The 16,655-nt window shown below is 73.8% G+C and carries 15 protein-coding genes; 10 read left to right on the forward strand and 5 right to left on the reverse strand.

Features of this window, described 5'->3' with window-relative positions; all coding sequences use genetic code 11:
- Positions 1-82 precede the first annotated feature (82 nt).
- The 3 genes from ACZ6TV_RS41310 to ACZ6TV_RS41320 form a co-directional block, all read right to left on the reverse strand.
- Complete coding sequence (locus ACZ6TV_RS41310; protein ID WP_465304488.1) at positions 83-1,003, reverse strand: NHL repeat-containing protein; 921 nt, start codon at positions 1,001-1,003, stop codon at positions 83-85.
- Positions 1,004-1,022: 19 nt separating this feature from the next.
- Positions 1,023-3,047, reverse strand: a complete 2,025-nt coding sequence (locus ACZ6TV_RS41315; protein WP_465304490.1) for a methyl-accepting chemotaxis protein — start codon at positions 3,045-3,047, stop codon at positions 1,023-1,025.
- Between the two features lie 185 nt (positions 3,048-3,232).
- On the reverse strand, positions 3,233-3,772 hold the full coding sequence (locus tag ACZ6TV_RS41320; RefSeq protein WP_465304492.1) for a C40 family peptidase: 540 nt from the start codon (positions 3,770-3,772) through the stop codon (positions 3,233-3,235).
- 465 nt (positions 3,773-4,237) lie between these two features.
- On the opposite strand from ACZ6TV_RS41320, the gene ACZ6TV_RS41325 reads away from it, so the two are divergent.
- The gene (locus tag ACZ6TV_RS41325; protein ID WP_465304494.1) at positions 4,238-5,587 is read left to right on the forward strand and encodes an ABC transporter substrate-binding protein; all 1,350 of its coding nucleotides are present in this window, start codon (positions 4,238-4,240) and stop codon (positions 5,585-5,587) included.
- A gap of 42 nt (positions 5,588-5,629) precedes the next feature.
- Entirely contained in the window at positions 5,630-6,934 is a 1,305-nt protein-coding gene (locus ACZ6TV_RS41330; protein ID WP_465304496.1) for a diguanylate cyclase domain-containing protein, read from the forward strand.
- Positions 6,935-7,061: 127 nt separating this feature from the next.
- Here the strand turns inward: ACZ6TV_RS41330 and ACZ6TV_RS41335 are convergent, their stop codons facing one another.
- Positions 7,062-7,913 carry a nuclear transport factor 2 family protein gene (locus tag ACZ6TV_RS41335; protein ID WP_465304498.1) on the reverse strand — a complete coding sequence of 284 codons (852 nt, stop codon included), beginning with the start codon at positions 7,911-7,913 and terminating at the stop codon, positions 7,062-7,064.
- Between the two features lie 107 nt (positions 7,914-8,020).
- Between ACZ6TV_RS41335 and ACZ6TV_RS41340 the strand changes: the two genes are divergently transcribed.
- Entirely contained in the window at positions 8,021-9,046 is a 1,026-nt protein-coding gene (locus tag ACZ6TV_RS41340) for a serine hydrolase (RefSeq protein WP_465304500.1), read from the forward strand.
- On the opposite strand, the gene ACZ6TV_RS41345 is transcribed toward ACZ6TV_RS41340, so the two are convergent.
- A complete protein-coding gene (locus ACZ6TV_RS41345) occupies positions 9,024-9,827 on the reverse strand; it encodes an alpha/beta fold hydrolase (protein WP_465304502.1) in 804 nt (267 codons plus the stop codon). The two genes, ACZ6TV_RS41340 and ACZ6TV_RS41345, sit on opposite strands and share 23 nt — an antisense overlap.
- A 23-nt stretch (positions 9,828-9,850) precedes the next feature.
- Between ACZ6TV_RS41345 and ACZ6TV_RS41350 the strand changes: the two genes are divergently transcribed.
- The 7 genes from ACZ6TV_RS41350 (at position 9,851) to ACZ6TV_RS41380 (ending at position 16,420) form a co-directional block, all read left to right on the forward strand.
- Entirely contained in the window at positions 9,851-10,678 is an 828-nt protein-coding gene (locus tag ACZ6TV_RS41350; protein ID WP_465304504.1) for a transglutaminase domain-containing protein, read from the forward strand.
- A gap of 164 nt (positions 10,679-10,842) precedes the next feature.
- On the forward strand, positions 10,843-12,579 hold the full coding sequence (locus tag ACZ6TV_RS41355) for a hypothetical protein (RefSeq protein ID WP_465304506.1): 1,737 nt from the start codon (positions 10,843-10,845) through the stop codon (positions 12,577-12,579).
- A gap of 215 nt (positions 12,580-12,794) precedes the next feature.
- On the forward strand, positions 12,795-13,223 hold the full coding sequence (locus ACZ6TV_RS41360; protein ID WP_465304508.1) for an SRPBCC family protein: 429 nt from the start codon (positions 12,795-12,797) through the stop codon (positions 13,221-13,223).
- A 108-nt stretch (positions 13,224-13,331) separates the two neighbouring features.
- Positions 13,332-14,360, forward strand: coding sequence for a LacI family DNA-binding transcriptional regulator (locus ACZ6TV_RS41365; protein ID WP_465304510.1), 1,029 nt, complete (start codon positions 13,332-13,334; stop codon positions 14,358-14,360).
- A gap of 67 nt (positions 14,361-14,427) precedes the next feature.
- The gene (locus ACZ6TV_RS41370; RefSeq protein WP_465304512.1) at positions 14,428-15,045 is read left to right on the forward strand and encodes a pyridoxamine 5'-phosphate oxidase family protein; all 618 of its coding nucleotides are present in this window, start codon (positions 14,428-14,430) and stop codon (positions 15,043-15,045) included.
- Between the two features lie 60 nt (positions 15,046-15,105).
- Positions 15,106-15,690: a DinB family protein gene (locus ACZ6TV_RS41375; RefSeq protein ID WP_465304514.1), complete on the forward strand. Its 585-nt coding sequence runs from the start codon at positions 15,106-15,108 to the stop codon at positions 15,688-15,690.
- A gap of 10 nt (positions 15,691-15,700) precedes the next feature.
- Positions 15,701-16,420, forward strand: coding sequence for a hypothetical protein (locus ACZ6TV_RS41380; RefSeq protein WP_465304516.1), 720 nt, complete (start codon positions 15,701-15,703; stop codon positions 16,418-16,420).
- The last annotated feature ends 235 nt before the right edge of the window (positions 16,421-16,655 follow it).

Here is a 16,655-nt window from a genome sequence, read left to right on the forward strand (position 1 = left end):
CACCGGACCAAGGGACGGCGCCGGCCGGCGGGCGTTGCCGGGTGCAACGCCCGCCGGATCGTGTGGCGTCGACGGGGTCGGGTCAGATGCGGACGGCGACGACCGTGTACGGGGTGGTCGGGGTCGGCGGTGTGGTGAAGCGGGCGTTCGGCAGGTAGAGGCGGTTGCCGAACTTGGCGACCGTGGTCGGCACGTCGAAGCGCGGGTCGGTGACCGACGCGATCAGGGTGCCGGTGCGGCCGTCCTTCGAGAGTTTCACGGACGTCAGCAGGTTGGCGCGGTTCTGCACCACGTACAGGGTGCGGCCGACGGTGAGCAGGCCGTCGCCGTTGACGAGGGTGAGGCCGGCGATGCGCGACGTGTGGCCGGTGGCGGGGTTGACCCGGAAGAGGAACCCGGTGCTGGACTGCACGGCGATGAGGGCGCGGCCGTCGGGGGTGAGGGTGATGCCGTTGAAGTTGAGGCCGTCGGGGTTGAGGACGAAGTCCCCGGTGAGGGGGAGGGTCTCGAACGTCGCGGGCAGCGAGCCGTGCCGGCCGAAGGTCAGCCTGTAGACGACCGCCTTGTTCGAGTCGGTGAAGTAGGCCGCCCGCGGGGTGAGCACCACGTCGTTGACGAAGGTGGGGGCGCTCGGGGCGAACTGGTAGGAGGCGAGGACCGCGCCCGTGCGGACGTCGATGACGCGGGCGTTGCCGGCGTTGCCGCCGGATACGAAGAGCCGGCCGCGCTGGTCGGTCTTCATGCCGAGGGACTGGGTGCCGACGGCGGGGCTGATGACGGCGCCGGTGCCGGTGATGAGGTTGGCGCGGTAGATGCGGCCGTCGGCGCGGGAGCCGAAGTAGGCGAAGGGACCCGGCCCGGTCGCGATGCCCTCGGGCTGGAATCCGTCCGGGAGGCTCAGGACGGCGGGCAGTGGGCTGGTCGAAGCGGCCGCCGGCACCGAAACCAGCACAGAGGCCAACGCGACGGTCAGGACGGCTGTGACGCGCAGGTATTTCGACATGTCGTGGTGTACCCCGGATTCAGCTGGTCGAGTTCATGTGCCGGCGGATCCGCTCGACGGCGTCCGCGGGCGGGGCGAGGAACTGCAGGCCGAGCTCGGTGTGCGGGCCGCGGGTGACGCAGTGCACGACCTGGCAGCTCAGGCGGGTCGCGGTGCCGTCGAGGGTGAGCTCGACGTCGAGGGTGTCGCCGGAGCGCAGGTCGACGGTGCCGTCGGCCTGGCAGCGCAGGCCGCCGTGGCTGAGGTCCTGCAGGTCGGCGGGCACGACGTGCCGGCCGCCGTCGAGGCCGAGGCGGACGGGGCCGGTGGCGGCAATGCGCTCGGCGTGCCGGCGTTCGAGCTTCTCGGCGAGGGCGGACATCTGCTGGATGCGGTCCATCGTGCCGTTGACCTGGCGGTCGAGGACGTCGACGACGCCGTGCTGGTCGACGGCGACGTGGCGCAGGACGCCGGTGGCCTCGCCGATGCCGCCGACGCCGGTCACCATCGCGGCGATGGTGCTGGTCATGTCGGCGGCGTTGCGTTCGAGGGTGGTGAGGGTGGCGGCGATCTGTTCGGTCGACTGGGCGGTGGTGCCGGCGAGGTCCTTGACCTCGTTGGCGACGACGGTGAAGCCGCGGCCCGCCTCGCCGGCGCGGGCGGCCTCGATGGTGGCGTTGAGGGCGAGGAGCCGGGTCTGCGCCGCGATGCCCGCGATCAGCTGGGTGGTGCCGTCGACCTGGCGGAGGCTCTCGCCGAGGGCGGTGACGACCTGCTCGGCGCGCCGCGCGCGGTCGACGACGGACGCGGTGGCGTGGTCGGCCTCGGTGACGCGGTCCTCGATGGTGCGGGCGGCGTCGCGGACCGCGTCGACCTGCGCACGGACGTCGCGCAGCTCGCGGGAGATCTCGCCGACGGACTCGTCCACGACGCTCTGCGCGCGTTCGCGCAGCTGCCGCTGGGCCTCGCGCTGCTGCTCGAACGACGCGTGCAGCTGCTCCTCGCGGACCTGCTGGGCGCGGCGCAGCTCGGCCTCCTGTTCGGCGAGGCGGCCGCGGGCCTTGCGCAGCGCGCGTCCGAGGTCGCCGAGCTCGTCGCGCCCGTCGGGCAGCTCCCGCTCGGCGAGGTCGCCGTCGGCGGTCGCGACGACGCCGTCGCAGGCGAGTTTGACGTCGTGGCGGGTGCGCCACCAGACGGCGGCGGCCAGCCACAGCGCGATGAGCAGGCCGGCGGTGGTGACGGTGAGGTTGATCGTGCGGTCGCGGCGCAGCCGGTCGAGGCGGGCGTCGAGGAGCCGGTTCAGGGCGCCGGTGACCGGTTCGACGGCGGCGGTGACGGCGTCGGCGCCGCCGAACGTCGCGGGCGCGGGCGCGGCGATCGTCCGGGTGAGGGTGGCGGCGAGCGTCTCCAGTGCCGCGGCGGCCGGGTCGAGGGTGGTGAGCCGGTCCGCGAGCGACGCGTCGGCGGTGCTGCCGGTGGCGGTCCGCACCGCCGTGCGGATCCCGGCGGCGGCGCTGTTGAGATCGCCGGCGAGCACCGCCTGGGCAGCGACCCGGTCGTCGAGCGGGCCGGTGGTGTCCGGGGCGGCCGCGCCGGCCGCGGCCAGCATCGCGGCGGGCAGTTCCACGACGAGCACGTCGACGATGGAGAACGAGTCGAGGTCCGGGTCGAGGATCAGCGTGGACGTGTGGCCGGCCTCGGTGATGAGGGCGGCGATCGCGGTGGCGACCGGCACCGTGCCCCGCGCGGCCGTGACGGCGTCCAGCTGCGCGGTGAGCGCCAGTTCGGGGTGGGCGGCGACGGCGGTGCGCAGCGGGCCCAGGTCGGGGGTGCGCCCGGCGGCGAGCCCGGCCATCGCGTCCAGCGCCGGATGGACCACCTCGGTCCCGTCGACCTGCGCGCGGGTGACGCCGATGCGGTCGTTGACGTTGCCGGTGTACGCCCAGGTCGCGCCGAGCCCCGGAATGAGCAGTACGACGCAGAGCACGGCGAGGCGGGTGCTGGTGCGGACCCGGTCCGCCAGCCACAGCGCCGGCGCGAGCAGGGCCGGCCGTCCAGAGGTCACATCGGTTGCATCGGCGGTGCGGGACGGGTGTTGAGCGTTTCGGATCCCGCCGGCCACGAGCACCGGCGGGATCCGAAAAGGTCCGGAAATCGGTCCGGAAATCGGTCCGGAACACGGTCCGGAACACGGTCCGGAACACGGTCCGGAACACGGTCCGGAACACGGTCCGGACGGCAGGGCGCCGCCTACAGGAAGCGGTACGCCGTCCCGCCGCGCACCGGTGCGACCCGCACGCCGGAGCTGGGGTTGGCGGCCTCGACGACCTTGCCGCCGCCGATGTAGATGGCGACGTGCCCCGACGTGTGGATGACGTCGCCGGGCATCCACTGCCCGGACGGCACGCGCCGGCCGCGGGCGGCGATCTGCTCGCTCTGGTGCGGCAGCTTGAGCCCGACCCGCGCGTACGCGGCCGACACCAGGCCGCTGCAGTCATACGTGTTCGGCCCGGAGGTGGCGTACACGTAGCGCTTGCCGACCTGCGCGAGGGCGAAGGACACCACGGTCCCGGCGGCGCCGGACGGCGGCTTCACGGTGGTGGTCGACGACCCGGAGGAGCCGGTGCTCTTCTTCGGCGCCGGCTTCGAGGCCGGCTTCGATGCCGGGGGAGCGGCGGTCGCCGGGCGGGTGTCGGCGTCGCGGGTGCTCGGCGCGCTGTGGGCCACGAGCCGCAGGGTCCGGTACGCCTTGTCGGCCCGCTCGTACGCCGCCAGCTGCGCCTCCTGCACGGCGAGCGGGTCGGCCGCCGGGGCGACGACGTCGAGCGGGGGTGGTGCCGGTTGGGCCGCTGCCGCGGAGGGTCCGAGCCAGACGGCGGTGAGGGCGAGGGCGGTGGTGCCGGCTGCGATGCGGTGCAGCGGCTGACGTGCGTTCAGGATGACTCCACGGTCGGCCCGGTGCTCTCGTGCGTGTCTCGGGGATGCCTGCCGCTGTGGAAGCCGGCCGGGCCCCGAAGTACCGGGCGTAATCGGACGATGTGGTTGCCGGCCGTCATGAGGGCCGTGGGCGACGCTAACCGCACCATCCGCCCCGCGTTGTCAGGCGTGAAATCACTCACAGACGTGATTGCCCGCCTGGATCCGTGAATCGCCGGAAATGTCCGGGCCGAACGGCCCACCGCGGTCGGCCCGGTCGACCGACCTCTCCCGGCGACCGCACCTTGCTGACCGGATCAACCGCATATGCTGCGATTCATGGGCATTCCGCGAGCGCTCCGCACCAGGGCACTGCGGATCGGTGTGCTGCTGGCCGTCGCGACGACCGTGACGGCCTGCGCCGGCGGGGGCACCGGCCCGTCCGCCGGGGCCAGCTGCGCGCCGTACTCCGGCTACGAGGGCCACCACGGCACGACCGTCACCGTCTCCTCGTCGATCCGCGACGTCGAGGCGGACAAGCTCGCCAAGGCCTGGGAAGGGTTCCAGGTCTGCACCGGCATCTCCATCGAGTACGACGGCACCGCCGGCTTCGAGACCGAGCTCCCCGAGCGGGTCAAGGCCGGCAACGCCCCCGACCTCGCGCTCTTCCCGCAGCCGGGCCTGCTGACCAGCATGGTCCGGGCCGGCGCGCTCAAACCGGCCGGCCCGCAGGTGGCCGCCAACGTCGACCGGTGGTTCTCCGCCGACTGGAAGCGCTACGGCAGCGTCGACGGCGTCCTGTACGGCGCACCCGTCGACGCCAACGTGAAGTCCTTCGTCTGGTACTCGCCGAAGTACTTCGCGGAGCACGGCTACACGGTGCCGAAGACCTGGGCGGAGATGCTCGACCTCAGCGACCGCATCGCCGCCGAGGGCGTGAAACCCTGGTGCGCGGGCATCGAGTCCGGCGCGGCGACCGGCTGGCCCGTCACCGACTGGCTCGAGGACACGCTGCTGCGCACCGCCGGGCCCGACGTCTACGACGCGTGGGTCGAGCACCGGATCCCGTTCGACGACCCCGCCGTCGTCGCCGCGCTGGACCGGGTCGGCGGCATCCTGCGCAACCCCGCCTACGTCAACGGCGGCTACGGCGGTGTCGACAGCGTCGCCACCACCGCGTTCCAGGAGGGCGGGCTGCCGATCCTGCAGCGCGACTGCGCGATGCACCGGCAGGCGTCGTTCTACAGCACGTGGTGGCCGTCGACGGCGAAGGTCGCCAAGGACGGCGACATCTACGCGTTCTACCTGCCGCCGGTCGACCCCGCCGCCGGCCGGCCCGTCCTGGGCGCGGGGGTGTTCGCGGGCGCGTTCACCGACCGGCCTGAGGTGCAGGCGCTCGCCGCGTACCTCGCCACGCCCGAGTTCGCGGGCCACCGGGCCGTCAACGGCGACATCGTCAGCGCCAACCAGGGCCTCGACCGTGACCTGCTCACCTCGCCGGTGTCGAAGCTGTCCGCGGAGCTGCTGGCCGACCCGGCGGTCACGTTCCGCTTCGACGGCTCGGACCTGATGCCCGCGTCCGTCGGCGCCGGCACGTTCTGGACCGAGATGACGGCGTGGGTGAAGGGTGCGGACACGGCAACCGCGTTGCACCGCGTCCAGGGCACCTGGCCGGGCCGGCCGTCTTAGCTTCAGCCGCCGCACGCCGATGTCAGCGGTGTGTACGAGCGGGTGCGGCGCTGGGCAGGCGACCGCCGGATCGCCACGAAGATCATCAGTGTGTCGCTCGTCGTCACCGCGATCTTCACCGCGTCCGGCGTGGTCGGGCTGCTCAACCTGCGCCGGCTCGTCGCCGAGCAGGACCACGAGTACAAGGTCAACGTCGTCGCCCTGGCGCGGATGACCGCCGTGCGCTCGGCCGTGGGCTCCCAGCAGGAGTCCGTGCTGTCCTACATCCTGTCCGAGCCCGGCTTCTACCGCGACAGCTACGCGGCGGTCATCACCGAGACCGACAAGGCCATCGACACCGACGTGGACGCGCTGACCCGCATCGGGCTGTCCGCCGCCGAGCACGAGAGCCTGCGCTCCTTCGCGGCCACGATCACCATGTGGCGCACCGCCCGCGACGCGGGCCTCGAGGCGGCCCGCTCCGGCGACCAGCGCAAGGCCGCGTCCGTGGTGCTCGTGCGCTCGGAGGCGATCGCGCGGGCCGTCAAGGACCGCGCCTCCAGCTTCCTGGCGCAGCTCGTCGACGCCGTCGACGACGGTGCCCGCCGTACCAGGGCCAACAGCGTGCGGACCGCCCAGCTGATGGGCCTGCTGCTCGGCATCGGCGCGATCACCGCGGTGCTGCTGTCGGCGCTCGCCGCCCGGACCATCTCCAGGCCGCTGCGGGAGGTCGTCGACGTCCTCGCCCGGGTCGCCCGCGGTGACCTCAGCCGCCGGGTCGAGCTCGACCGGGCCGACGAGGTCGGGCAGATGGGACGATCGCTCAACGAGACGCTCGGCGTGCTGCGCCACGCGTTCGAGGAGGTGCACCACCGTGCCTCGCACGACGGCCTGACCGGCCTGGCCAACCGGGCGCTGCTGCGCGAGCGGCTCGGCGCGGCCCGCGAGCACGCCCGGGAAGGGCTCGCCGTCGCGATGCTGCTGGTGGACCTCGACGGCTTCAAGCAGGTCAACGACGCGCACGGGCACGCCGCCGGCGACCACCTGCTCACCGTCGTGGCCGAACGGCTCCTGGCCGGGGTCCGCCCGTGCGACACCGTGGCCCGCCTCGGCGGCGACGAGTTCGCGGTGCTGCTCGACGGGATGAACGACCGCGACGACGTCCACGCCGTCGCCGCCCGGCTCCTCACCGACGTGCAGGTCCCCACCGTCCACAACGGCGCCACGCTCACCCCGCGGGCCAGCGTCGGCGTGTCACTGTGGGACGGCGAGACCCCGATCGACGACCTCATGCACGACGCCGACGTCGCCATGTACGCCGCGAAGACCGGCGGCAAGGGCCGCGTCGTCCACGGCACCCCGGCCTGATGGCGACGACCGCCCGCGGCGCGGAAGGCCGGCACCGGCACCCGGCCTGAGGGCGACGACCCGCGGCGCGGAAGGCCGGCAGCGGCACCCCGGCCTGAGGGCCACGGCCCGCGGCGCCCGGCGGTGGTCACCGGAAGGCGTCGGCGGGGTCCGCGTAGGCCATCATCAGCACGACCCGGCCGTCCTCGACGGTGAACACGTCCGCGACCGTCGCCTCGTGCCGGCCGCCGTCGCGCAGCACGCCCCACACATGGTGCACGACCACGATCTGGTCGCCGCGGCGGTGCGCGACCGGCTCCGAGTGCAGCTCCGCCCAGCCGTCGTAGGACGCCCGCAGGTACGCCGCGACCGCCGCCGGCCCGCGGTGGTGCCCGCCGCCCGGGAACTCGTCGGGCTCCACCCAGTCGACGTCCGGCGCGAGGTCGGCGACGGCGGCGTCGATGTCGCCCCGGGCGAACGCGGCGTAGGCGCGCAGGACCAGGGCGACGTCCAGGTCGAGCGCCTCCGCCGTCCAGGAGCCGCCGTCCGCGCTGTGCTCCGGCGCGGGCAGGTCCGGCACCCGGGAGTACACCCTGCCGCGACCCTGCAGGCCGGTCCGCGCCGTCACCGGCAGCGCCACCAGGTGCACCCCGTCCGGGACGGCGAGCCGGCCGGTGCCCCACCGCACCCACACCGCGACGCGTCCCGCCGCGGCCTCGGCGGCGAGCTTGTCCACGGTCCGCTTCCGGTCGCCATGGTCGACCTCCACCACGACCGGCGGTCCGTCCGGCCGCGCGCAGGCGACGTCCACGACGGAGTGCTGCCGCTCGTACGGCGGCGGCAACGGCACCACGCTCGCGGCCCGGCGGTAGGTGCGCCACCCGCGGCCCTCGGCCCACGCCGCGACCGCGTCGACGAGCAGGCCGGTGACGTCGTCGGCGCCGCGGTCGGCGAACGTGACGGCCTCCAGTTCCGCGGTGAGCGACGCGACGATGTCCATGGTGGAACGCTACAAGGCAGACGCTCCGGGACGCTCAAAGGTTGAAAGCACTGCAGATGGGATTTGTCATGTTGAATCGGTCATGGCGCGTGGTTAGCGTCCGAACCATGACGAACAAGCTCACCCGCCGCGCCGCCATCGCGCTCGGCGCCGGTGCCGCCGCCGTCCCCGTCGTCGGTGCGCCCGCCTCGGCCGCCCCCGCCACTGATCCCTCCGCTGGGACCGATCGCTCGCTGCCGCCCGCCGAGCGCATCCGCCGCGTGTACGAGCGGCAGAAGGCGCGCGCCGGCGGCACCTGGCACTCGCACATCGCCCTGGTCGACGCCGCCGGGGTGCCGCAGCCGGTGGTGCAGGACGACGCCGACCACGTCACCAAGGGCTACAGCGTGCAGAAGCTCGCCGTCGCCACCGCCGTCATGGACAAGATCGACCGCGGCGAGCTGCGCCTGGACCAGAAGCTGGACCTGCAGGCCGACATCATCCTCGGCGGCACCGGCATCTACTTCCTGCACACCGTGTGGGGCGACGACATCACGGTCGCGAACTTCCTCACCGCGATGCTGCTCGTGTCCGACAACACCGCGGTGCGCATGTGCGGCCGGGTCGTGCCCGCCCTGGAGATCAACGAGATCCTCGCCGCGAAAGGGTTCACGCACACCCGGGTCGAGCCGGTCGCCAACCCGAACCGGTTCTTCCTCGGCGACACCACCCCGCGCGAGATCCACGACCTGCTGTGGCGCCTGGCGACGAAGACGCTGCTGAAGCCGGCGTCGTGCGACTTCCTGCTCGGCGTCCTGCGCTGGATCAACGGCTACCACGACGGCATCCGCCGCAACATGTCCTCGGCCGAGCGCAGCCGGGTCGCGTCGAAGTACGGCCAGGACTTCAACACCCTCGGCGCTTCCCGGCACGAGGCCGGCATCATGTTCGGCGCGGACGGCGCCCCGGCCCTCGTCTACGGCCTGTTCGCCGAAGGGCTCGGCGACCTCGACAACTACGGCGCGACGCACCCCGCCGTCGAGGCGCACGCCGTCCTCGGCCGGGCCATGTTCGACGTCGTCGAGCGGACCACCGTCCCGGCGATCACCGCCAGGCAGCCGCTCAAGCCCTTCACGGCGGTGGACGGCGGCTGACCCGGTCCAGCACCGCCGCCAGGAGCGGGCCCGGCGCCTCGTCCGGGATCCAGTGACTGACGCCGGGCAGGGTCACGAAGCGGAAGTCTCCGGTCACGTACGCCGCGCACCGCCGGGCGGCGTGGCCGGAGATCGCCACGTCCCGGTCGCTCCAGACGAACGTGGTCGGCACCGTGATCTTGCCCAGCCCCTTGAGGTCGTGGCCGGAGATCGCCCGGTACCAGTTCAGCGCCCCCGTCAGGTGCTCCGGCGGGATCGTGCGGTGCCCGGCCGCGATCCGCCGCAGCAGCGCCCCGCCGCGCGCGGACAGCAGCTTCTCCGGCAGCCACGGCATCCGGAAGAACACCATGTACGCCGACCTGACCAGCTGCGCCGGATCCCGCTGTACCGACGTCGCGTACGCCACGGGGTGCGGCACCGACACGGCGGTCAGCGTGCGGACCCGGTCCGGGTGCCGGCCCGCGAGATGCCAGGCCACCGCGGCGCCCCAGTCGTGCCCGACCACGTGCGCGTCCGGCAGCCCGAGCGCGTCCATGACCGCGACGGCGTCGGCGACGATCTCGGCCATCCGGTAGGCGTCCCGGCCCTCGGGCCGCGCGCCGGGGGAGCAGCCGCGCTGGTCCAGCGCGACGGTGCGCAGGCCGGCGTCGTGCAGCCCGCCGGCGATGCCGTCCCACTCGCGGCTGTCCTGCGGGAAGCCGTGCAGCAGCAGGACCGGATCGCCTCCGTCCGGCCCGCCGGTGTGCACGTCGAAGGTCAACCCGCGAACGTCGATCCGCATCGGGTGACGGTACATTGAGGCGCATGGTCGATCGGTACCGGTCGCAATCCCCCTTCAGCGACCCGGGTCCGTATGCCGCGCTGCTCAACCACCTGCCGACGGACATTCCGGGCCTGGTGGGCGTGGTGCGCAACGTGATCGTGCACTACTACGCGCAGGGCCTGTCGTTCGTGGGCGAACGACTGTCCGAGGTGGACGCCCGGTGGGTGTCGCGGATCCTCGCCGCGGACCGGTCCCGGCACACGCGCCCGCTCGGCGCGCCCCGCGAGCCGAAGACCCGCGTCGTCGGCTGCGCCCGCGACTTCACCCTCCTCACCGTCGCCGCGCTGCGGCACCGCGGGGTCGCCGCCCGCAGCCGGATCGGGTTCGCCGGCTACTTCGGCGACGCGTTCCACTACGACCACGTCGTCGCCGAGTACTGGAACGGCGAGCGCTGGGTCCGCGTCGACGCCCAGCTCGACCCCGCCACGGCCGACATCGACACCTTCGACGTGCGGCACTTCATCACCGCCGCCGAGGCGTGGACCCGGCACCGTCGCGAGGAGATCGACGCGGACAACTTCGGCGCGGACCCGGTCGGCCCGTACCGCGGCCACCGGTTCCTGCTCGACCAGGTCCGGCACGAGCTCGCCCACCGCGAGCGCGACGAACTGCTGCTGTGGGACGAATGGGGGGCCGTCGACGAGGAGCTCGCCGACTGGGTCGCACAACGCCTCGTCGCCGCCGACGCGGGCGACGCGGACGCCGAGCGGGAGCTCACGGAGCGTTACGCCACCGATGCGGCCCTGCACCCCGGCGGCCGCGTGCACTGCGTCTCCCCAAGTGGCCTGGACGCGTGGATCAACCTGTGAAAACCGTCTGACAGGACCCCGACACGAGGTAAGAAACACATCGGTGGCGAAAGGCCAGCGGGCCCGGGTGGCGGTCCTGGACAATGACCGCGGCGTGATCACAGGTCGATCACGTTCACTGGGTGCCGCCAACCGCGCGGCGGGGGAAATGCGTCGGAGGTTGTGTGAGCCCAACTCTCGGCGGGGTGACGGGGCCCGCCCAGCGGGCGACCCTGCCCACGATCCCGCGTCAACGTGTCCGTGAAGGCGTCACCGGTACACCGGCGGCACCGCCGACCCGCAGGACCCGCGTCGCGACCGTCGGGGCCGTCCTCGCCGGCGTGGCGGTGCTCCTGCTCGGCTACCTGCGGATGGCCCGCGCCACCCCCACCAACAGCGACGCCGCCGCCAACGCCCTGCAGGCGTGGGACATGCTGCACGGCGACGTGCTGCTGCGCGGCTGGACGCTCAGCGACGTGTCCTTCTACTCGACGGAGCTCGTCCAGTACGCGCTGATCGAGGTCTTCTACGGTCTCGACCAGGACGTCGTCCACGTGGCGTCGGCGACCACCTACATCCTGCTGATCCTGTTCGCCGCGCTCGTCGCCAAGGGCACCGCGACCGGCCGCGCCGGGTGGGCGAGGGTGGCGGTCGTCGTGGCGACCCTGCTCGTCCCGCAGCCGCACGGCGGGTGGGCGATCGTGCTGTACGCCCCCGACCACACCGGCACGGCCGTGCCGCTGCTGCTCGCCTGGCTGCTCGTCGACCGCCGGGACGCGACCCCGCTGCTGCGCCGGTGGTGGCCCGTCGGGGTGCTCGTCGTGCTCGGCCTCGCGCAGGTCGCGGACCCCCTGGCGATGTTCGTCGGCGCGGTCCCGCTGATCCTGGTCAGCGCCGCCCGGCTGGTCCGGGACCGCACGTGGCGGGGCGCCGACGCGCACCTGCTGCTCGCCGGCGCCGGGTCGATCGCCCTGGCGCACGCGCTGCTGGCCCTGATCTGGTGGGGCGGCGGCTTCGCCGTCCACTCGCCGGTCGCGCGCTTCAGCCCCGTCGCCGAGCTCGGCGAGCACGTGGTCACCGCGGCGACCGCGACCGCGCACAACTACGGCGCCTACCTGCCGACCCTGGACGGGCCGGTCGACCTCGCCGCGGGCCTGGTCAACCTGGCGATGCTCCTGCTCGCCGTGGCCGCCGCCGGCACCGTGGTGGCCAGGTTCTTCCGCGCCGGGAGCGGCAGCGACCGGGTCGGCGAGGTGATGACCGCCGCGATCCTGGTCAACCTGGCCGCGTTCATCGCGTCGACGCAGGCCGGCGACATGGGCAGCGCCCGGCAGATCGTCACCGTCCTGCCGTTCGGCGCCGCCCTCGCCGGCCGGATCTGGGGCGAGCGGCTCCTCGCCGCCGGCCCGGCCGCGCGCCGGGTCATGGCCGCCGCGGCCGTCGTGCTCGCCGTGGCGTTCGCGACCCAGTCCGCCGCCGCGAAACCGGAGCCGCCGGAGGCGCACGAGGTCGCCGCGTACCTCGACGCGCACGACCTGCGCTACGGCCTGGGCAGCTACTGGGGCTCCAACAACATCACCGTCGCCACCGGCGGGCGGACCCGGGTCGCGCCGGTCATCGGACCCGACATCCGCTCGTTCCGCTGGGAGTCCGACGCCGACTGGTACGACGCGACGAAGCACGACGCGCGGTTCCTCGTCGTGGACCTCAAGCACGCCCGGTACGGCACCGTCGACGCCGCCGTCAGGCAGTTCGGCCCGCCGGTCGAGCGGCACGACTTCGGCCGGTGGGCGCTGCTGATCTACGACCACAACCTGCTCGTCGGCCTGCCCGCGCAGTGCGGCGGGCTCGCCGCCGCGACGCACACCCACTGCCCGCCGCTGGCGCCGAAGATCCCCGGCGCCGGCCTCCTGGAGAAGTAGCCGTCCGCCCCCGCGTCCCGCGGCCGGCCGGCCGTCGGGGTGCGGCAGCGACCCGGCCTGCTCCACGCCGAGCAGGCCGGCCGTCGCCGAGTCCAGGCGGTGCACCGTCAGCGGCGCCGCGCCCGGCGGCGGGCCGGGGTGCACCGCCCCGGCGCGGGCCCGGGACCGGTTCGTGCGGCGGGCTGTCCTGTCGCGGACAGGCATAGGCTGTCGTCATGGCGATCGAGTTCTCCGAGACGGTGCCCGTGGGCGCTCCGGCCGAGGTGGTCGGCCGAATCATGTGCGACGTGACCCGCTGGCCGGAGTGGACGGCGTCGGTGTCCACAGTGGAGCGCGCGGCGACCGGGCCGCTCACGCCCGGCGAGATCATCGTGGTCAAGCAGCCGAAGCTGGCGCCGTCGACGTGGACCGTGACGAAGGCCGGCCCGACCGGCTTCGAGTGGACGGCGCGGTCCGCCGGCATCCGCAACGTCGCCGGGCACTGGGCCACCGACGCCGGGGACGGCACCAGCGTCGCCGCGCTCACCCTGTCCTTCGCCGGCCCCCTCGCCCGGCCGGTGCTGCTGTTCTACTCGGGGCTCGTCCGGCGGTACATGGCGATGGAGGGCGCGGGGCTGCGCGCCACCGCGGAACGGCACGGCTGAGCGTCCGAAAGTTTCGAGGCTATTTCGAACCCGGGTCCGTAGGTGTACGGTCCCGGGCAGGCGCCGGGACCGGCAGCTGCTTTCGAAACGTTGCGAGAGGGCGGTGGCATGGCGACGAAACGCCCGACCATGGCGGAGATCGCGCGCGAGGCCAACGTGGCGATCTCGACCGTGTCGAAGGTCCTCAACGGGCACACCGACGTCTCCAGCACCACCCGCAAGCACATCGAGCAGCTCCTCGCCGACCGCGGCTACCAGCGCCCGCACGCGTCGCGCCGGCCGGGCCGCCGCAGCGACCTCGTCGACCTGGTCATCAACGAGCTCGACAGCGTCTGGGGGCTGTCGATCCTGACCGGCGTCGAGGAGGTCGTCGAGGCCGCCGGCCTGGGCCTGGTCGTCTCAGCGGTGCACAACCGGGAGAGCCTGACCAGGCGGTGGCTGGAGTCGCTGCTCGCCCGCGGGTCGCAGGGCGCGATCCTGGTGCTGTCCGAGCTCAGCGAGCACCAGCGGGCCGAGCTGTCCCGCCGGAGCATGCCGTTCGTCGTCGTCGACGGGGTCAGCCAGCCGCCGCCGGACGTGCCGTCGATCGGCGCGACCAACTTCGCCGGCGGCTACGCCGCGACCGAGCACCTGGCCGGGCTCGGGCACCGGCGGATCGCCGCGATCGGCGGTCCCGAGCAGCTGCAGTGCACCCGCGCCCGGATCGCCGGCTACCGGGCCGCCCTCGAGTCCGCCGGGATCGCCGCCGACCGGCAGCTGGTGCGGTACGGAAACTTTCATCACGACGGCGGTCTGCGGGCCATGGCGGGGTTCCTGGCGCTGCCCGACCCGCCGACCGCCGTGTTCGCCGGCAGCGACCAGCAGGCGACCGGGGTCTACGAGGCGCTGCGGCAGGCCGGGCTCGGCGTCCCGCACGACGTGAGCGTCGTCGGCTTCGACGATCTCAACTTCGCCGGGTGGACGGCGCCGCCGCTGACCACGGTCCGCCAGCCGCTGCACGAGATGGGGGTCGCCGCCGCCCGGACGCTGCTGCGGATCATCGCGGGGGAGCGCCTGGAGTCGACCCGGATCGAGCTCGCCACCCGCCTCGTGGTCCGGGAGAGCACGGCCGCGCCGGCGCTGGTGCCCTCCCTGTAACGGCCGTCATACCCGCCATGCGGGATCAGGGGTGCCGTGACCAGCGGTGCGGCGCGAGGATGAGGGCATGGGCAAGGTCTACGAACGCATCGAGGGTCGGCTGCGCACCTTCATCGAGACGCAGCACATCTTCTTCACCGCCACCGCGCCCCTGTCCGGCGACGGCACCATCAACCTGTCCCCGAAGGGGCTGACCGGATCGTTCGCCGTGCTCGACGAGCTGACCGTGGCCTACCTCGACTTCGCCGGCAGCAACGCCGAGACGGTCGCGCACCTGCGGGAGAACGGGCGGATCACGCTCATGTGGTGCGCGTTCGACGGGCCGCCCAACATCGTGCGGGTGCACGGCCGCGGGGAGCCGGTGTTCCGTGACGACCCGCGCTGGCCAGGGCTGGTGGCGCACTTTCCGGCCATCGACACCACCCTGCACGGGCTGCGCGCCATCATCGTCGTGCACGCGGAGCTGATCCGGGACACGTGCGGCTACGCGGTGCCCTTCATGACCTACGACGCCGACCGTGACCTGCACGGCAAGCGCTTCGCCCGGGAGGACGACGAGTCGCTCGGGAAGTACTTCGAGAGCAAGGAGCACGTCGCCGTCAGCCTCGACGGGCTGCCCGGCCTGCCGCTCCCGCTGCCGCCGACCCCCGCCGGGGTGACCTCGGGGGTACAGGACGGAACCTGACCGCATCCGTCGGCAGGATGGGTCCTGACAGCGAGTTTTCCGCGAAAGAGGGGTCCAGTCATGCCGGGTAACGTGCCACCTGTCGCCGACGAGCGGTCGGGGTTGCTCGCGTTCCTCGACCAGCAGCGCCAGGGCGTCCGCAACGCCGCCTTCGGCCTCACCGACGAGCAGGCGAGGCTCGCGCCGACCGCCAGCACCCTGACCGTCGGCGGGCTCGTCAAGCACCTCGCCCAGATGGAGCGCAACTGGACCGCGATCATGCTCCAGCGGCCCGGCCCGGAGATCGACTACGAGGACGGCTTCCGGCTGCGCGCCGACGAGACGCTCGCCGGTGTCCTGGACGACTACGCGGCGGCGGCCGCGGAGACCGCCGCAGCCGTCGCCGGGATCGCCGACATGGGGGAGCCGGTGCCGGTCCCGAAGGGTGTCCCATGGTTCCCCGACGACGTCGACGCGTGGTCGGTCCGGTGGGTGCTGCTGCACCTCATCGAGGAGACCGCCCGCCACGCCGGGCACGCCGACCTGGTCCGTGAGGCCGTCGACGGCGCCACCTGCTGGCCGCTGATGGCCGCCGCCGAGGGCTGGCCGGCCACGCCCTGGGTGCAGCCCTGGGAACCGGCCACGGCTCCCGCGCAGCCGGTCTAGCCTGGGGTTCATGGCCGTCCCCGCGAGGCACGCGGCCGTCGCGGCGCTCGCCGCGGCGGTGACCGCGAGCGGCACCGCGATGCTGTCCGGCGCGGGTCACACCGCGCCGGCCGGCCGGCTCGCCGCCGTCCAGGCGACCCCCGCACCGGGCCCGGCACAGGGCTCGATACAGGGCTCGTCACAGGGCCCGGCGAGGGCGGACCGGCCGATGCCGGTCGATCCGTCCGCCTCGGGATCGGTGGCCGCGTCGCCGTCGATGTCACCGCCGCCGCCCGGCGCGTCGCCGTTCGCCTCGGGGGCGGTGTGGGCGGCGGTGAACTGCGCGACGGTCCGCATCCGGCTCAGCGGTGGCGGCCCGCCGACCGACGCCGGCGGCCCGCTGGTGCCGCCCGCCGCGACCAGCGTGACCCGGTGCGAGACACCCCTCGCGAGCACGGCACCGGCGGTGACCGGGGTCGCGGCGCCGAAGGTGCTCACCAGCGGCGTCGACCGGCTCACCGCCGTGCTCAACGCGCTGCCCACCCTGCCCGCCGACCAGGCGTGCCTACCGATCACCCTGCCGGTCCAGCTGAGCCTGGTGTTCACGTTCCGGGCGCAGGAGCCCCTGGTCGTCGTCGTCGACCCGACCTGTTCGGCGCTGATCGCGGGGGACCGGGCACGGTCGTACACCTCGATGAACCCGATCCCGGTGTTCGACGCCCTCTTCGGCGCGCAACCGGGCCCGTCCTGAGCCGTCCCGGTCATCCCGTGCCGGCGGCGACCGGGTTCAGGCAGCCCGCGGGCCCGACGTCAGCGCCGCTCGGCAGGGTCGACGCGGCGATCCGGCGGGTCATGGGAACCCTCACAGCAGCGGGGGGGGGGGGGGGGGAGAAGGGGGGGGGGGGGGGGGGGTTGGGGGGTCCCGCTTTGGACCGGGGGGGGCGGGGGGGGGGGAAACCAGGCAAACCCAGGGATGTAGAGCGCTG

This window comes from Dactylosporangium sp. NPDC051087 (assembly GCF_055586325.1).

Coding starts and splice junctions, on each gene's coding strand:
- ACZ6TV_RS41310 (WP_465304488.1), bottom strand. CDS start 1,003: ATGTCGAAATACCTGCGCGTCACAGCCGTCCTGACCGTCGCGTTGGCC.
- ACZ6TV_RS41325 (WP_465304494.1), top strand. CDS start 4,238: ATGGGCATTCCGCGAGCGCTCCGCACCAGGGCACTGCGGATCGGTGTG.
- ACZ6TV_RS41335 (WP_465304498.1), bottom strand. CDS start 7,913: ATGGACATCGTCGCGTCGCTCACCGCGGAACTGGAGGCCGTCACGTTC.
- ACZ6TV_RS41340 (WP_465304500.1), top strand. CDS start 8,021: ATGACGAACAAGCTCACCCGCCGCGCCGCCATCGCGCTCGGCGCCGGT.
- ACZ6TV_RS41345 (WP_465304502.1), bottom strand. CDS start 9,827: ATGCGGATCGACGTTCGCGGGTTGACCTTCGACGTGCACACCGGCGGG.
- ACZ6TV_RS41350 (WP_465304504.1), top strand. CDS start 9,851: ATGGTCGATCGGTACCGGTCGCAATCCCCCTTCAGCGACCCGGGTCCG.
- ACZ6TV_RS41360 (WP_465304508.1), top strand. CDS start 12,795: ATGGCGATCGAGTTCTCCGAGACGGTGCCCGTGGGCGCTCCGGCCGAG.
- ACZ6TV_RS41365 (WP_465304510.1), top strand. CDS start 13,332: ATGGCGACGAAACGCCCGACCATGGCGGAGATCGCGCGCGAGGCCAAC.
- ACZ6TV_RS41370 (WP_465304512.1), top strand. CDS start 14,428: ATGGGCAAGGTCTACGAACGCATCGAGGGTCGGCTGCGCACCTTCATC.
- ACZ6TV_RS41375 (WP_465304514.1), top strand. CDS start 15,106: ATGCCGGGTAACGTGCCACCTGTCGCCGACGAGCGGTCGGGGTTGCTC.
- ACZ6TV_RS41380 (WP_465304516.1), top strand. CDS start 15,701: ATGGCCGTCCCCGCGAGGCACGCGGCCGTCGCGGCGCTCGCCGCGGCG.